The organism is Arthrobacter sp. Soil_N43 (assembly GCF_057655195.1).
Genome location: NZ_JBDGML010000092.1, coordinates 1 through 15,605 on the forward strand (window position 1 = coordinate 1; position 15,605 = coordinate 15,605).

A 15,605-nucleotide genomic window follows, 5' to 3' on the forward strand; every position below is an offset into this window, starting at 1 on the left:
CTCGGCGAAGGCGGCGGCGGAGCGCGGCAGCGGGCGGGCGTCGCCCGCATGGTCCACGAGGGGAGAGATGGTGCCGTCGAAGTCCATGGCGACCAGCAGGTGTTCGGTGCCGGCGACGCGCCGCACGGCCTCCAGGAGTTCCGGCGGAAGCGTCAGCGGCGGGTTGTCATGGGAGCGGGTGGGGTCTGCCTCAGGAGTCATCGCGGACCACCTTCTCGTTGAGGGCGTGCAGGAAATCAGCGGACCAGTGGTCGACGTCGTGGTCGAGGATCTGCTTGCGCATGGACCGCATGCGGCGGGCCGCCTCCTTCGGGGACATGTTGACGGCCCTCATGACGGCGTCCTTGAGGCCGTCAATGTCGTGCGGGTTCATCAGCAGGGCCTGCTTGAGCTGGTCGGCCGCCCCGGCGAATTCGCTCAGGACGAGGGCGCCGTCGTTGCCGGTCCTGGCCGTGACGTATTCCTTGGCCACGAGGTTCATGCCGTCGCGGAGCGCCGTGACCAGCATGACGTCGGCGGCCAGGTACAGGGCCACCATCTCTTCGATGGGGTAGCTGTGGTGCAGGTACCGCACGGCCGTGTTCTCGATGGTGTCGTAAGTCCCGTTGATGTGGCCCACAGTCCCCTCCACCTCTTCACGGAGGAGGCGGTACTGTTCCACACGCTCCCGGCTCGGGCTGGCAACCTGAATCAGGGTGGCGTCACCCACCGTGAGCTTTTGCTCGTTGAGGAGCTCCTCGTAGGCCTTGAGCCGATGCCTGATGCCCTTGGTGTAGTCGAGCCGGTCAACGCCGAGCAGGATGGTCTTGGGGTTGCCGAGGTCCTGGCGGATCTGGCGCGCCCGTTCGATGATCTCGGGCTTGTTGGCCAGTTCCGTGACCTGGCGGACATCGATGGAGATGGGGAAGGCCTGTGCACGGGCGATGTGTGTGATGTCGCCGTTCTGGCCCTTGACGTGGACCTGCTGCTGCTTGACGCTGGCGCCGAGGAACCGGCGGGCCGAACGCATGAAGTTCCCGGCGTCGCTGCTGCGCTGGAAACCCACGAGGTCCGCGCCGAGCAGTCCGTCGATGATCGCCTGGCGCCAGGGAAGCTGGGCGAAGATCTCCGGCGGAGGGAAGGGGATGTGATTGAAGAACCCGATCCGCAGGTCCGGCCGGGCCTCGCGCAGCATCCGCGGCACGAGCTGGAGCTGGTAATCCTGCACCCACACCGTCGCGCCGTGGTCGGCATGGCGGACGACGGCGTCGGCGAACCTCCTGTTGACCTTGCGGTAGGAATCCCACCAGGTCCGGTGGAACTCCGGCGGCGCAATGACATCGTGGTAGAGCGGCCAGAGGGTGGCGTTGGAGAAGCCTTCGTAATACAGCTCAACGTCGTCCGTGCTCAGCTGCACCGGGACCAGGTCCATGCCGCCGTGGCTGAACGGCGTGACCGTCTCGTCGGGGGCGCCGTGCCAGCCGACCCAGGCGCCGTCGGTCTTGGTCATCATGGGGGCGAGGGCGGTCACCAGGCCGCCGGGCGAGCGGCGCCAGCCGGAGCCGTCGTCGCCGTGTTCGCCGGGAGCACAGCGGTCCACCGGCAGGCGGTTGGACACCACCATGAAGTCGTAGGTGGCGGCTGAGCTGTCTTCGGACGCAGCCCCGCTCGCCGTTTTTGTCTCCGGTTTGTCGCGTTCAGGTCCTTGCATTGCGCTCCCTGGGGTTGCTTGTGGATCTCTGTCAACCCTAACCGGCGGGAATCATACGTGCTATTCATCCGTTGGGCACGCAGAAGGAATACTTGAAAGCGCAAGCTCCGGGGCATCCCCCTAAAATGGGAGAGTTGCCCCTGGGTGGTCCGCACCTGTCCGATCGACACGAGGAACTAATGAGCCCCGCAAACGAACCCCGCATGTCCAAAGCTGAGCGCACGGCGGAGGCCCGCGAGAAAGCCCGCCAGATCCGTGAAGCGAAGCTGAAGAAGGACAAGCGGAACAAGTTGCTGATCGGATGGGGCATCGTCGCCGCGGTGGTTGCCATCCTTGCCGTTGTGGCCCTTGTGGTCAGCACGAGCCTGCAGAACAACGCGCCGGTGGCCGACCAGGGTCCCACGCCGTCCAATGGAAACGTGCACGGCGGCGTCACCCTGCTGAAGGGCACCGAGGTCGCCAAGTCCGAGCCGGCGACGGTCAACGTCGCAGACCTTCCGGAGGCCCCCGCGTCGCCGCCCGCCAGCGTTACCGCGCCCGGCGCGGAAGCTGAGGCCGGCAAGCCCGTCAAGGTGGTCCTCTACATCGACTTCATCTGCCCCGCCTGCAAGAACTTCGAGGCGCAGTTCAACGACACGCTGACGTCCCTCCGCAACGAAGGCAAGATCACCGTGGAGTACCGGGCCCTTGGCTTCCTGGACAGCCGCTCCACCACGAATTACTCCTCCCGCGCAGCCAACGCTGCTGCCTGTGTAGTGAATGAATCCCCGGAGAAGTACGCGGAGTTTGTGGATACATTGTTCGCCAACCAGCCGGCCGAAGGCGGCGCCGGGCTCTCGGACGACGAGCTGAAGAAGCTGGCCACGGACATCGGCGCCAAGAGCATCGACTCGTGCATCGAACAGAAGACCTACCGCCCCTGGGTGAAGTTCACCACGCAGGAAGCCGCTTCCATCGGCATCGCCGGCACGCCGACTGTCCTGGTGGACGGAAAGCAGTGGGGCAAGGGCGACAGCGCCCAGACCGAATTCCCGGCCTTCGTCGAGGCGGCCATCAAGGCCAAGGCGTAGCCCGGCAGCCACGCTGAACGGTGACGGCCCGCCATCCGGGATTGAGGAGGAATCTTCAACCGGGAGGCGGGCCGCCGCCGTTTTTACCTGCGGGCAGTCCGTGGGCTAACCTTGTTTAGCGCCGTATGGCGCACGCCCTGAGGGCGCGCCTCCTTAGCTCAGTTGGCCAGAGCACCGCTCTTGTAAAGCGGGGGTCGTCGGTTCGAATCCGACAGGGGGCTCCGATGCCGGTTATGGCCGGCGGCTCTGCAGATGTTCCTGGCACCCACCGCGTAGGCCTCGCGAAGCCACCCGGTCAGTTCGCTGTCAACGTCTTTAGTCGGCGTCGATCTCGTCCAGCAGGTCCTTGGCCGCCTTGCGGATGTCGTCATGATCGTACTGCGCCGCCCGGCTCTCCAGCGAGATGACGGCGCAGCGGTGGACTTTCTTGAAGTCGCCGAAGGGGAAACTCACGCTGCCTTTGGTGCCTTCCGACTCCTCGCGGTCAATGCCGAGGTGCCATTTCGAGAACTCCTCAAAGCCGTGTTTATCAATGAACGTGTTCTCGTCGTCCGTGGACGGTGCGTGCTCACTCCAGTCATCGCGGATGTCCCGCTCGACCTTTCCCTTCTTCACGAGTGCGCGTGCATGATCCAGTGCCTTGCGGTTGAGCTTGGTGGCCATGGTGTGCCTCCTGGCGGATGCTGGGGCGGATCTCACGTTTCAGGCTAAGCCGGGACGTCGCCCCGCCGCCAGCCCCAGACCTCACCGGCTTAACTCGGCGGAGACGCCAGCGAAACGTGCCCACAACACGGGGCGCCTACCTTTGCAGCATGACCACGACGTACACGGCCCGAGACCTGCTGGGCAGGATCCGCCACACCCTGGCTGACGCCTTGTTCTCCGGTCATTTTCCGGACACGGCGGAAGAAGCCTCGGACGCCCTGCAGCAGGTCACCCGCTGGGCCTGGCTGCCCGCCTTGAGTGGGGTGGCCGTGGCTTCCGAACATGCCCGCGGAGCCCACGAAACTGCCGTCCGCGGCAGGCCCGATCAGCCGCAATAGAGCCGGAATTGTCGCGTTAGACACACTAGTATTCACTTTTCTGCTTTATGACCTAAACTGCTTCACTGAGGTGCCTGAAATGGCGCTGCGCAGCAACGAAAGTGAACAACGCTATGGCTACCGATTACGACGCTCCACGCAAGACAGAAGAAGAGACTCCCTCGGAATCGCTCGAGGCTCTTCAGGCGTCCCGCGGCGGCGGCGCGCAGACCGCTGTTATCGACGTCGACGAGAACGACACCGCCGAAGGCATCGACCTTCCGGGCGCAGATCTCTCCGGCGAAGAACTCACGGTCATTGTTGTTCCCGAGCAGTCCGACGAATTCACCTGCTCCTCCTGCTTCCTGGTCCGCCACCGGTCCCAGGTTGCACGCGAAAAGAACGGCATGAAGTACTGCCGCGACTGCGAAGGCTGACACAGTCCCAGGCGCGCGCCCTTCCTTAGCAAGGCAATGCGAGACGCCGGCGGCCCCACAGGGTAGCCGGCGCCTCGCTTTTTTTGTGCCCTTCCTGTGCCCGGAGCACGGTGCATTCTTTGTGCCCGGCGCGCGTTGTTGGCGGATGCCGGACACCGCCGTTATCAGCGATAACGGCCATGTGGCGAAAGGGCAACGAACGTCTTGCGGCGCCCCCGGAAAGTGCCCCCGAATTACAGTCCCGTAACCGGTTTCCGAGGCTTTTAACGGTTGCGCTCCGAACCGGACACATCCCTCGTTTCGGGCAATTGGTGCTCCTACGCTGGAGCTATCCAATCACGCACTCGAAAGGGGTGGCCAAATGAAAAAAATAAGCGCCTGGCTGACAGCTATCGTGGTGGCTGTCGGGCTGGGCCTGCTGGCTCCGGGGTCCGCCTCCGCAGCCTCATATTGCGGGCTCGTCTGGGGGTCGCTGGCAAAGTCCAACCAGGCCATGAGCGCGGCATCAGTAACCAACGTACGCACGGGGCAGCACTACTGCTTCGACCGCCTGGTGATCGATCTTAAAGGAAAAGCAGGCGGCTACAACGTCCGCTATGTCTCCAAGGTCGTCCAAGACGGTTCCGGACTTCCCATCAAGCTGAGGGGAGGCGCGTTCCTGCAGGTCACGGCCCACTCGCCAAGCTATGACAGCGACACGGGAAAGGCCACTTTTACTCCGGCCAACAGGTCAGAGGTGACCAACGTTTCCAAGTACCAGACGTTCAGGCAGCTGGCCTGGGCAGGCAGCTTTGAGGGTTACACCACCCTCGGCCTTGGTGTCCGCGCACGGCTGCCGTTCAAGGTATTCACCCTTGCCGGTCCCGGCTCGGGTTCACGGCTCGTCATTGACGTCGCCCATTACTGGTAACCGGCGGCGTCCTCCGGGCCGGTGAAGCCATACCCGTGCAGGCACAGCAGCCACAGGCCAAAAACGCAGACCAAACACGCAGGCACAGCGCATTGCCCGTTGATGCGCACGATGCCCCGCCCCCCGTTTAGCGGGAGGCGGGGCATCGCCTTGTGGCTGGCGTCAGGTTGGCTGCTACTCGGGAACAACCAGTGCCGGAGTGTCCCGGCGGATGGTTTCGCCGCGGAAGAACCCGGGCCGGAGCCGCGACATGACCAGCATGAAGACGACTCCCATGGCGAGGATGCCGACGCCGAGCACGAACACCAGGCCCACGCCAAAGAGTTCCGAGCCGCTGCCGAACTCCGGGGCCCAGCTGTCCGAGGCCGTCTGCAGGAACACCACAAGGAGCCCCACGCCACCCAGCAGCGGGCAAAGCAGCCGCAGCGTGAAATTCCGGACACTGCTGAAGGCGCTGTTGCGGAAGTACCAGACGCACGCGAAGGCTGTCAGTCCGTAGTAGAAGCAGATCATCAGGCCCAGCGCGAGGATGGTGTCATTGAGGACGTTTTCGCTGACCACATGCATCACGGCGTAGAACCCGGCCGAGAGGACACCGGATGCGATGGTGGCGAAGCCCGGCGTGGCGAACTTCTTGCTCAGGCGGCTAAACGGCTTGGGCAGTGCGCCGTAGTGGGCCATCGCCAGAAGGCTTCGCGACGGCGAGGTGAACGTGGACTGCAGGGAGGCCGCCGAGCTGGACAGGACTGCCAGCGACATGAGGATGGCCACGGGTCCCATGATGGGGGAGGCCAGCGCGGTGAAGATGTTTGCGTGGTTTTCCTCGTTGTTCAGGCCGATGCCTGTGTCACCGACGCCGGCGAACATCATGGTGGCGATGGTCACCAGCAGGTAAATGCCAAGGACGACGACGGCGGTCAGCGTGCCTGCCAGCCCTGCGGTCTTCTTGCCGTTGGAGGTCTCCTCGTTCACGGTGAGGCAGACGTCCCAGCCCCAGTACACGAAGATGGACAGCGAAATGCCGGCCGCGACCTGGCCGAACGTCTCGATCTTGGTGACGTCGAACCATTCCCAGCTGAAAGGGATGGAGGTTTCGGACGAGGACCAGTTGGCGAAGGCCAGCGCCACGAAGAGACCCAGCACCAGCAACTGGAAGCCCACGAGCCCGTACTGCACGACCTTGGTGGTGTGCAGCCCGCGGTAGCTCACCCAGACCGCCAGCGCCACGAAAACGAAGCAGGTTGCCACATTGAGGGGCTTATTGGCGGCCAGATCGGCCAGTTCCGGTGCGCCCGTGAGCTGTGCGATGAACAGGTAGAAGAAGTCCACGGCCACCGCGGCCAGGTTGGACAGCACGATGATGTTTGCGGCCAGCAGGCCCCAGCCGCCCATCCAGCCGACCCAGGGACCGAAGGCCTTGGTCACCCAGGTGAACGTGGTGCCGCTGTCAGGCGAATCGGCGTTCAGCTCCCGGTAGGCCAGGGACACCAGGATCATCGGGATGAAGCCGATGAGGAAGATGACAGGAAGCTGCAACCCGGCCTCGTTGACCGTGGGACCGAGTGCGCTGGTCAGCGTGTACGCCGGCGCAATGGTGGAAATGCCAAGGACGACGACGGCGAGGAGGCCCAGCTGCCCGCCCTGGAGTCCCTTCGCGGTGATGCCGTGGGAGGTGCCGGCGCCGGGTGCGGCCGGTGCCGTCGTGCGGATGGTCTGACTCATGGCTGACCCTTTCTGGCCGACAGTCCGTTCCGGGAGCCGGCGGGCTGCTGCTGGGTGATGCAGTGGATTCCTCCGCCGCGGGCGAAGAGCTCGCGGGCGTCGATACCCACCACCCGGCGCCCGGGATAGGCGTCGGCGAGGATGCGGAGGGCCTTCTCATCGTTGGCGTCGGAGAACGTGCAGGCGATGACGCCGCCGTTGACCACCACATGGTTGATGTAGCTGTAGTCGACGAAGCCCTCCGCATCCGTCAGGGTTTCGGGGGCGGGAACTTCGATGATGTTCCACTCCCGTCCGGCAGCATCCCGGGTGATGGACAGGAAGCTGATGACCTCACGGCTGACCTCGTAATCCGGGTGCCTGGGATCCTGTTGCGAATGGACCAGGAGAACACCCGGCGACGGGATGGCGGCCACGATGTCCACGTGTCCGCGGGTACCAAAGCGCTCGGAATCGCGGGTCAGGCCGCGGGGAAGCCAGATCACGTGGCTGGCGCCGATGGTTTTGGCCAGCTCAGCCTCGATATCTGCCTTGGTGAGCCCGGGATTGCGGCCCGGGTCGAGCTGCACGGTTTCGGTGACCAGAACCGTCCCCTCGCCGTCCACCTGGATGCCGCCGCCCTCGTTGACCAGGCCGGACACCAGATGGTCGGCGCCCGTCCGCCCGGCGACCTCCGCCGCGATGAGCGAATCCTTGTCCCAGCTCGCCCAGTCCTGGGCACCCCAGCCGTTGAAGACCCAGTCCACGGCACCCAGCCGGCCGCCGCCGTCGAGGACGAAGGTGGGGCCGATGTCCCGCATCCAGGCGTCATTCAATTCCGCCGGAAGCACCTCGACGGCGGGGTCCAGGTAGCGCGCGGCCGTATCGACGTCGTTGGGGGCAACCACCACCGTGACCGGCTCGAATTCGACGGCGGCGTTCGCGACGGCGGCCCAGACCGAACGGGCGGCGTGCGCATCTTCGGCTGTCTCGCCTAAGGTGTAGCCTCCGGTGGGGAAGGCCATCCAGAGGCGCTCCTGGGGCGCCGTTTCGGCAGGCATGCGCCACGTGCTCATGCGGTGACCTCGGCAGGCACGTCGCGGCCGGTGATTGAGCGTGCGCCGTTCCCGAACGGTTCGTCGTGGCGCACCGGTTCGGTGAGCCGTGCGTAGGTGTCCGGGCGACGGGTGGTCAGGAACGGGAACAGGGTGAGCCAGTCGCGCCGCTGGTCCAGGTCGAGATCGGCTACGAGCACGGCCGACTCGTCCCGCGGCGCCTGGACGAGGATGCGGCCGTAGGGATCTGAAATGAACGAGGACCCGTAGAAATTGAGGCTCCCTTCCCGGCCCCAGCGGTTCGGCACCGCCATGAACAGCCCGTTCGCGATGCCGTTGCCCACGATGACCTGCTGCCAGAGGGGCTGCGTGTCGAAGTCCGGGAACAGCGGTTCTGAACCGATCGCCGTCGGGTACACCAGCAGCTCGGCGCCGCCGAGCGAATACATCCGCGCCAGCTCGGGAAACCATTCGTCCCAGCAGGTGGGCATGCCGAGCCGTGCGCCGCCGAGTTCCGCAGGGGCGTGGACTTCGTAGGCGTCCTCCGCTGCCGGGCCTTGCCGGAAGAACCGGTCCTCGTAGTAGCCGGCCGTGACGGGAATGTGCAGCTTGTGGGTGTGCGCCAGCAGCTCGCCCGCAGGGGAGACGAGGATGGAGGTGTTCAGGCCCAGGCCGTCGTCCGCGCCGTCCGGGTGCTCGGCCCGCTGATAGAGCGAGGCATGCACGCAGATGCCGTGGCGGCGCGCTGCGTCAGCGGCGAAGCGGAACGTGGGGCCGGTGAGAAGGTCCTCCGCCGCGTCCGAGGGGCGGGGGCGGGCCCGCCCTGGCAGGGAGAGGTCATTCTCGGGAACCTGGTCCGCTGGGTAGCGGGACAGCGTGAGTTCGGGAAGGAAGACCACGGCGGCGCCGAGCCGGGCCGCCCGTGCGATGCCGTCGTTCAGTTCGGCGCGAAGGGCCGCAATGCTGCTGTGCCAACGGTGCTGGACGACGCCGATCCGCAGCGCGGGGCGCGCGGACGGCGCTGTCCGGGCAGGGGAGGCGGGCGAAGCGAGGCAGGTGATTTCAATCATGATGACTACTCCAGTGAGACGACCGTCACTAAATGAATGACGTTCATTTAGTATGCACGGCAGGGGCCGTGCTGGCAAGGGCTATTTGAAGGGCGTTCATTTATCGCCGAAATAATAAGTAAGCTGATCGTGAAATTTTGGCATTCGTCCTGCCGCCCCCGGCCAAGGCTGCGGTAGCGTCGGAGCTACTGGACCACTCGAGGAGGATTCATGAAAGCTTCACCGACACTGACCAACAACATGCAGGCCGTGCTCGCCGACCTGATCGAGCTGCACATGCAGGGCAAGCAGGCTCACTGGAACATTGTGGGAACCAACTTCAGGGACCTCCACCTGCAGCTGGACGAGATCGTCGACGCCGCCCGCGCCTTCGCGGATGACATGGCGGAGCGCATGCGGGCACTCCACGCCCTCCCCGACGGACGCAGCGAGACCGTGGCGAAGTCCACCAGCCTTGCCCAGTTCCCCCAGGGACTCATCAACACCAAGGATGCGATCGACCGGATCGTGGCCGCGCTTGAAGCCGCGGTCGGCACCATGCGCAAGGTCCATGACGAGGTGGACGAGGAGGACCCCACCACCGCAGACCTGCTCCACGCCTTCATCGAGAAGCTCGAGCAGTACGCCTGGATGGTTGGCGCCGAGAACATGAAGGCTTCGGCGAGCGTCACGCAGCCCGACAGCAAGCAGACTGCCGGCAAGTAACGAGACAGTCGACGACGGCGGGCAGCGGGCAAGCGCTGCCGCCGCGGCCCGTCACCGCAGCCGCGGTGACGGGCCGCCGTCGTCTACTTGGCCTTCGGCACTGCGCGCAGCACGACGGCGGACATGACTGCAGCTCCGGCCATGAGTACCAGCGCGATGGAGGCCGTGATGTGGACGCCTGAGTCGAAAGCCAGGCGGGCCGCCGCTGCGAGGGCCTCGGACAGCGGGGCGGGCAGCGTTTCGGCCAGTTCCATCGCCCCCGCAAGAGTTTCCCTGGCCCGGTCCGCTGAAGCGCCCTGGGGCACCTGGGCAACGGCATCGGGCAGCACGAACTTCGCCTGGTACGACGCCGTGAGGATCGATCCCAGCACGGCCGTTCCCAGCAGGGAGCCCACCTCGTATCCCGTTTCGGAGATGGCCGCAGCCGCTCCGGACTTGGCCGGCGGCACGGCGCCCAGGATCAGGTCGTTGGAGATGGTCTCTGCCGCCCCCACGCCCAGGGCCAGCAGGAGCAGTGCACCCAGGAGCAGGGATGGCCCGGCCGAGTGGTCGCCAAGGGCCACCACGCAGTAGCCCGCCGCGCTCAGCGACAGGCCGCCGGCCACCACGAACCCCGGCCGGACCCTCCTCACCAGCGGCACCACGAGGAGGCCCGCCACCACGGTGGCCGCCAGCGCCGGGAGCATGGCCGTCCCCGATGCCGACGGGGACATTCCCTCCAGCAGCTGCAGGTGCTGGGCCAGGAACAGAATGAAGCCGTTGAAGGAGAACAGGGCCAGAACGTTGGCGGTGATCGCCGTGCTGAACACCCGGTTCCGAAACAGGGACAGGTCCAGCAGGGGAGACGCCAGCCGCTGCTGGCGGCGGACAAAGGCGCAGCCCATGAGCGTGCCGAAGGCGATCACCGAAAGGGGCAACACCCCGGGGCCGTCCGTGGCCAGTTCCTTGATCCCATAAACCACGGGCACCATGGTCAGCATGGAAAGCAGGATGCTGGGCACATCCACCCGGCCCGGGTTTGGATCCCTGGACTCCGGAATGAAGAACCGGCCGAAGACCAGCAGCGGCACCATGATCGGCACCGCCACCAGAAGCACCGCGCCCCACCAGAAGTGCTCCACGAGCCAGCCGCCGAAGATCGGTCCCAGGGCAGCGCCGCCGGAGAAACCTGCTGCCCAGATCGCGACGGCCAGGCGCCGCCGGTTGGGTTCCTGAAAGATGTTGCGGATCAGGGACAGCGTGGACGGCATCAGCATGGCACCGAACAGGCCCAGTCCGGCGCGCCCTGCAATCAGCCATTCAGCATTGGGGGCAAATGCTGTGACGGCCGAAACCGCGGCAAAGCCCGCAGTGCCGATCAGCAGCAGCCGGCGGCGGCCGATCCTGTCGCCCAGGCTTCCCATGGCCACCAGCAGCCCCGCCAGGACGAGGGCGTAGGCATCCACGATCCACAGCAGCTGCACGCCGGAGGGGTCCAGGCTGCGGGCGATCGCCGGGAGCGCGAACGTCAGGGCCGTGTTGTCCACGGCCACGAGCAGCACCGGGAACATCAGCAGGCCCAGGGCAAGCCAGTCGCGCACTCCGCCGTTGACGGGAGCCGGCTGCCGTACTGCTTTGCCGGGGGCTGCTTTGCTGGTGGTTGGTTTGAGTGCCTGGGAGGATGCGGACATGGTCATGGTTATAACTATACCGTCTGGACGGTACAGTTATAACCACCCTGCCAAAACCGGCATGATGGAAGCCATGCCCAGAAAACCAGTAGCGCGCGGTGCTGTCCTCGACGCCTTCGAATCCCTCCTCATCGAAGTCGGGGAGCGCGCGGCCACCCTCGACGCCGTCGCCGGGCGCGCAGGCGTCTCCAAGGGCGGGCTGCTCTACCATTTCCCGAACAAGGAGGCCCTGATCGGCGTCCTGCTGGACCGCCTGGACGAATATGCAGAGGCGGATGCCCGGGCGATGGCCACCGCACCTGAAGGGGCGGCGGCCTACTTCATCAAGTCCTCGGTGTGGGCGGACACTCCGCTGGACCGCGTCATCGTGGCAGCAACGCGCCTGGCGGAGGTGGCCCATGAGGAGACGCGGCGCCGGTTCGCCCATATCCAGCAGCGCTGGCTCGACGAGATCGCCAAGGATGTGGGGCCGGGACTGGCGAAGGCAGTCCTCTACATGGGCGACGGGCTGTACTTTAACGCCATGCTGTCGATCGGACCGGCCGCAACGGCTGCCGAGACGGCGGCCGACGTCGGGAGCCTGCTGTCCGCGCTGGAGCGGCTCCGCGGCTGATGCCTTGTTGACGTTAGGAGAGCGGAAGAGTTTCTTGAGCAGATCTTGACGCGGCGCTGTCCAGGTCTTGAGGGGCCGGGGCGAGACTGGGTGACGGGGCCGTGCAGCAGCGTCGCGGCCCGCATTCGGGTGGGGAAGCGGGGGAGCTGTGGTGACCGGAAGGAATGTCGAGACATTCTATGAGGACCGGATGTGGAAGGCCCGGCGGGAAGGACGCTCCCAGTCCCTCGCCGAGAGCACGAATCGGTTTGACGCCCTCAATGCTGGAAGGGTTGCCGCTGTCCGCGACTGTGTCGACCACGTCATCCGGGATATGGACGGCAGGTTCCTGTACCGGAACAGCTACCGCGACCTGCCGGGACACCTACCAGGCGATCACGGCGTTTTTCCGTGGGCATGTTCCCGGTCCGCGAGACAGTTTGCAGACTGGTTCCGGACATAGGAGAATAACCCCTGTGACTGTTGTCACCGCTAACTGAATATGCCTTTGATCTGCGGCGGGAGAGTTCTGCATGTAGGTACAAGCAGGCGCCGTAGGAGCAAAACCTCCCCAGGAATCTCTCAGGCCCATGTACCGCCGCGGCAAGGCAACTCTGGAAAGTAGCAGGCTGTCCGCCTGGAGTCTCGGGATCACCCGAACATCAGGACATGCCGTGCTCACCGACGGTGCAAGCAGGACCGTGCGCAACGCACGGCGACGCGGAAACTCTCAGGTCCAATACAGAGCGGGGAGGAACCCGAATCAATGTGGCGTACCCAGCGCCGCCATAGTTATGGAGTTCCTTTGACCGTACATTCAGCCTCCACGTCCTTCGTCGACCGGCATATTGGCGCCCGCCGTGAAGCCGACGTTGACGCCATGCTCAAGGCCGTCGGCTATGACACCGTTGATGCCCTGGTTGACACCGCCGTGCCCAAGGACATCCGCCAGGATTCCCCATTGGAACTCTCCGCTGCGCTGAGCGAAGTCGAAACGCTCACGGCGCTGCGCAGGCTGGCCGCCAAGAACAAGACAGCCGTCCAGATGATCGGCCAGGGCTACTACGACACCGTGACCCCGCCGGTGATCCGCCGCAACATCCTGGAATCCCCCGCCTGGTACACGGCCTACACCCCGTACCAGCCCGAGATTTCCCAGGGCCGCCTCGAAGCCCTGCTGAACTTCCAGACCATGGTGCAGGACCTCGTGGGCCTGCCCATCGCCAACGCATCGCTGCTGGACGAAGCCACGGCTGTGGCCGAGGCCGTCCTGATGATGCGCCGGGCCAACAAGAACAAGGAAGCCCGCGACGGCAAGACCGTCCTGGACGCCGACTGCCTCCCGCAGACCATCGCCATCGTCCGGGGCCGCGCTGAAGCGCTCGGCTTCGAGGTTGAGGTTGCGGACCTGTCCCACGGACTGCCCGACGGCGTGATCAACGGCGTCGTCCTGCAGCAGCCCGGCGCCTCCGGCCGCGTCTTTGACCACTCCGAGGTCATAGCGGCAGCCAAGGACCGCGGCGCCCTGGTAACGGTGGCTGCCGACCTCCTGGCACTGACCCTCATCACCCCGCCGGGCGAGCAGGGTGCGGACATCGCCGTCGGCTCCGCGCAGCGCCTGGGCGTCCCGCTGTTCTACGGCGGACCCCACGCTGCCTACATGGCCGTCCAGAAGGGCCTCGAGCGTTCCATGCCGGGACGCCTCGTGGGAGTGTCCAAGGATTCTGCGGGCGCGCCCGCCTACCGCCTCGCGCTGCAGACCCGTGAACAGCACATCCGCCGCGAAAAGGCGACGTCCAACATCTGCACCGCCCAGGCACTGCTTGCCATTGTCGCCTCCATGTACGCGGTCTACCACGGCCCGGACGGCCTCAAGGCGATCGCCGAAACCGCCCACGGCCACGCCCGGACCCTCGCCGCCTCCCTCAAGGCCGCCGGCCTCGAGGTCCTGCACACCAGCTTCTTTGACACCGTCACCGTGTCCGTTCCGGGCAAGGCGGCAGACGTCATCGCCGCAGCCGAGGCCCGGGGGATCAACCTCCGCAGCATCGATGCGGACACTGTGGGCATCTCCACCGATGAAACGACGACGGCGGCGATCGTCGAGGACGTCCTCGGCGCCTTTGGTGCCGGCAAAGTTGAGGCGACGGATGCCTTCGCACTGGACACCGCCGTCGAACGCTCTTCCTCCTACCTGCAGCACCCGGTGTTCAGCACCCACCGCTCCGAGACGCAGTTGCTGCGCTACGTGCGCCGGCTCTCCGACCGCGACCTTGCGCTGGACCGCACCATGATCCCGCTGGGCTCCTGCACCATGAAGCTGAACGCCACGGCAGAAATGGAAGCGATCTCCTGGCCGGAGTTCGCTTCGATCCACCCCTTCGCCCCGGATTCCCAGACCGAAGGCTGGCGCGAACTGATCGCGGACCTCGAAGCGCAGCTCACCGAGATCACGGGCTATGACCAGGTGTCCATCCAGCCCAACGCCGGTTCCCAGGGTGAGCTGGCAGGCCTGCTCGCCATCCGCGGCTACCACCTGTCCCGCGGGGACGAGCAGCGGACCGTCTGCCTGATCCCTGCCTCGGCGCACGGCACCAACGCCGCCTCCGCGGTGCTGGCCGGCATGAAGGTTGTTGTGGTGGCCACCGCGGCCGACGGCACGATCGACCATGCAGATCTCAACGCCAAGATCGAGCTGCACAAGGACGCCCTGTCCTGCATCATGATCACCTACCCGTCCACCCACGGCGTGTATGACGCCGACGTCCGCGAGGTCTGCGACGCGGTCCACGCAGCCGGCGGCCAGGTGTACATCGACGGCGCCAACCTCAACGCCCTGGTCGGCCTGGCCCAGCCGGGCAAGTTCGGCGGAGACGTGTCCCACCTGAACCTGCACAAGACCTTCTGCATCCCGCACGGCGGCGGCGGCCCGGGCGTTGGCCCGGTTGCTGCCAAGGCGCACCTGGCACCGTTCATGCCCGGCAACGCGGCGACCTGGACGGAGGGCAACGACGTTCCGATCTCGGCCTCGCGCTTTGGATCAGCCGGCGTCCTGCCGATCTCCTGGGCCTACGTGAAGCTCATGGGCGGCAAGGGCCTGACGGACGCCACCAAGTCGGCGCTGCTGGCGGCCAACTACGTGGCAGCCCGGCTCAACGATTTCTTCCCGGTGCTTTACACGGGCGCGGCGGGCCTCGTGGCGCACGAGTGCATCCTGGACCTGCGCGAACTCACGGCCAAGACCGGGGTGACCGCAGAAGACGTGGCCAAGCGCCTCATCGATTACGGTTTCCACGCACCTACCCTGGCGTTCCCGGTGGCCGGCACGCTGATGGTGGAGCCCACCGAATCCGAGGACCTCGGCGAAATCGACCGCTTCATCGAGGCCATGATCTCCATCCGGGCCGAAATCGACCAGGTGGCCAACGGAGAGTTCAGCGTCACGGACAGCCCGCTGCGGAACGCCCCGCACACCGCAGCAGCCGCCATCAGCTCGGACTGGAACCGCGAATACCCGCGCGAGCAGGCCGTGTTCCCCGTGCACTCCCTCAAGCAGGACAAGTACTTCCCGCCCGTGGGCCGGATCGACGGCGCCCTGGGTGACCGGAACCTGATCTGCTCCTGCCCGCCCCTTTCCGAGTTCGAAAACTAGATCTCGACGAACTCGATCACCGGAAGGTTTT

14 protein-coding genes, 1 tRNA gene, 1 pseudogene and 1 riboswitch are annotated in these 15,605 nt (G+C 65.8%); of the genes and pseudogenes, 9 read left to right on the forward strand and 7 right to left on the reverse strand.

Translation table 11 applies throughout. The features are described 5' to 3' along the window. Together AC3A3W_RS10960 and AC3A3W_RS10965 are read right to left on the reverse strand one after the other, a co-directional pair. Nucleotides 1-201, reverse strand: a pseudogene (locus tag AC3A3W_RS10960) (trehalose-phosphatase); the annotation flags it as partial. Further along, nucleotides 191-1,690 carry an alpha,alpha-trehalose-phosphate synthase (UDP-forming) gene (locus AC3A3W_RS10965; protein ID WP_487442729.1) on the reverse strand — a complete coding sequence of 500 codons (1,500 nt, stop codon included), beginning with the start codon at nt 1,688-1,690 and terminating at the stop codon, nt 191-193. The pseudogene AC3A3W_RS10960 and the gene AC3A3W_RS10965, both read right to left, overlap by 11 nt. 179 nt (nt 1,691-1,869) lie before the next feature. Here AC3A3W_RS10965 and AC3A3W_RS10970 point away from each other — a divergent pair, with 179 nt between their 5' ends. After that, on the forward strand, nt 1,870-2,760 hold the full coding sequence (locus tag AC3A3W_RS10970) for a DsbA family protein (RefSeq protein WP_487442731.1): 891 nt from the start codon (nt 1,870-1,872) through the stop codon (nt 2,758-2,760). 147 nt (nt 2,761-2,907) lie between these two features. After that, nucleotides 2,908-2,981: transfer RNA gene (locus AC3A3W_RS10975), tRNA-Thr, on the forward strand. A 94-nt stretch (nt 2,982-3,075) separates the two neighbouring features. Here AC3A3W_RS10975 and AC3A3W_RS10980 read toward each other — a convergent pair. Further along, nucleotides 3,076-3,423: a hypothetical protein gene (locus AC3A3W_RS10980; RefSeq protein WP_487442732.1), complete on the reverse strand. Its 348-nt coding sequence runs from the start codon at nt 3,421-3,423 to the stop codon at nt 3,076-3,078. A 149-nt stretch (nt 3,424-3,572) separates the two neighbouring features. On the opposite strand from AC3A3W_RS10980, the gene AC3A3W_RS10985 reads away from it, so the two are divergent. The 3 genes from AC3A3W_RS10985 to AC3A3W_RS10995 all read left to right on the forward strand — a co-directional run bounded on the left by AC3A3W_RS10985 (nt 3,573) and on the right by AC3A3W_RS10995 (nt 5,129). Then, nucleotides 3,573-3,803 carry a hypothetical protein gene (locus tag AC3A3W_RS10985; protein WP_487442734.1) on the forward strand — a complete coding sequence of 77 codons (231 nt, stop codon included), beginning with the start codon at nt 3,573-3,575 and terminating at the stop codon, nt 3,801-3,803. 113 nt (nt 3,804-3,916) lie between these two features. Beyond that, nucleotides 3,917-4,219, forward strand: coding sequence for a DUF4193 domain-containing protein (locus tag AC3A3W_RS10990; RefSeq protein WP_205651383.1), 303 nt, complete (start codon nt 3,917-3,919; stop codon nt 4,217-4,219). Nucleotides 4,220-4,580: 361 nt separating this feature from the next. After that, the gene (locus tag AC3A3W_RS10995) at nt 4,581-5,129 is read left to right on the forward strand and encodes an AMIN-like domain-containing (lipo)protein (protein ID WP_487442736.1); all 549 of its coding nucleotides are present in this window, start codon (nt 4,581-4,583) and stop codon (nt 5,127-5,129) included. A gap of 174 nt (nt 5,130-5,303) precedes the next feature. Here AC3A3W_RS10995 and AC3A3W_RS11000 read toward each other — a convergent pair whose 3' ends face one another. Genes AC3A3W_RS11000 through AC3A3W_RS11010 form a run of 3 tightly spaced genes read right to left on the reverse strand, consistent with a single transcriptional unit; the run spans nt 5,304 to nt 8,955 of the window. Continuing rightward, nucleotides 5,304-6,851: an APC family permease gene (locus AC3A3W_RS11000; protein WP_487442738.1), complete on the reverse strand. Its 1,548-nt coding sequence runs from the start codon at nt 6,849-6,851 to the stop codon at nt 5,304-5,306. Beyond that, entirely contained in the window at nt 6,848-7,906 is a 1,059-nt protein-coding gene (locus AC3A3W_RS11005) for an agmatine deiminase family protein (RefSeq protein ID WP_487442739.1), read from the reverse strand. Before AC3A3W_RS11005 ends, AC3A3W_RS11000 begins: the two co-directional genes overlap by 4 nt. Then, a complete protein-coding gene (locus AC3A3W_RS11010; RefSeq protein ID WP_487442741.1) occupies nt 7,903-8,955 on the reverse strand; it encodes a nitrilase-related carbon-nitrogen hydrolase in 1,053 nt (350 codons plus the stop codon). The genes AC3A3W_RS11005 and AC3A3W_RS11010 overlap by 4 nt, the downstream gene beginning before the upstream one ends. Nucleotides 8,956-9,165: 210 nt before the next feature. Between AC3A3W_RS11010 and AC3A3W_RS11015 the strand changes: the two genes are divergently transcribed. After that, complete coding sequence (locus tag AC3A3W_RS11015) at nt 9,166-9,660, forward strand: Dps family protein (RefSeq protein WP_205651378.1); 495 nt, start codon at nt 9,166-9,168, stop codon at nt 9,658-9,660. An 83-nt stretch (nt 9,661-9,743) separates the two neighbouring features. Here AC3A3W_RS11015 and AC3A3W_RS11020 read toward each other — a convergent pair whose 3' ends face one another. After that, nucleotides 9,744-11,336: an MFS transporter gene (locus AC3A3W_RS11020; protein ID WP_487442742.1), complete on the reverse strand. Its 1,593-nt coding sequence runs from the start codon at nt 11,334-11,336 to the stop codon at nt 9,744-9,746. A 67-nt stretch (nt 11,337-11,403) separates the two neighbouring features. On the opposite strand from AC3A3W_RS11020, the gene AC3A3W_RS11025 reads away from it, so the two are divergent. The 3 genes from AC3A3W_RS11025 (at nt 11,404) to gcvP (ending at nt 15,574) form a co-directional block, all read left to right on the forward strand. Continuing rightward, a complete protein-coding gene (locus tag AC3A3W_RS11025; protein WP_487442744.1) occupies nt 11,404-11,943 on the forward strand; it encodes a TetR/AcrR family transcriptional regulator in 540 nt (179 codons plus the stop codon). 190 nt (nt 11,944-12,133) lie between these two features. After that, on the forward strand, nt 12,134-12,385 hold the full coding sequence (locus AC3A3W_RS11030; protein ID WP_487442903.1) for a hypothetical protein: 252 nt from the start codon (nt 12,134-12,136) through the stop codon (nt 12,383-12,385). 46 nt (nt 12,386-12,431) lie between these two features. Continuing rightward, a riboswitch (glycine riboswitch) is annotated at nt 12,432-12,530 on the forward strand. Nucleotides 12,531-12,727: 197 nt separating this feature from the next. Beyond that, complete coding sequence (gene gcvP / locus AC3A3W_RS11035; RefSeq protein WP_487442746.1) at nt 12,728-15,574, forward strand: aminomethyl-transferring glycine dehydrogenase; 2,847 nt, start codon at nt 12,728-12,730, stop codon at nt 15,572-15,574. The last annotated feature ends 31 nt before the right edge of the window (nt 15,575-15,605 follow it).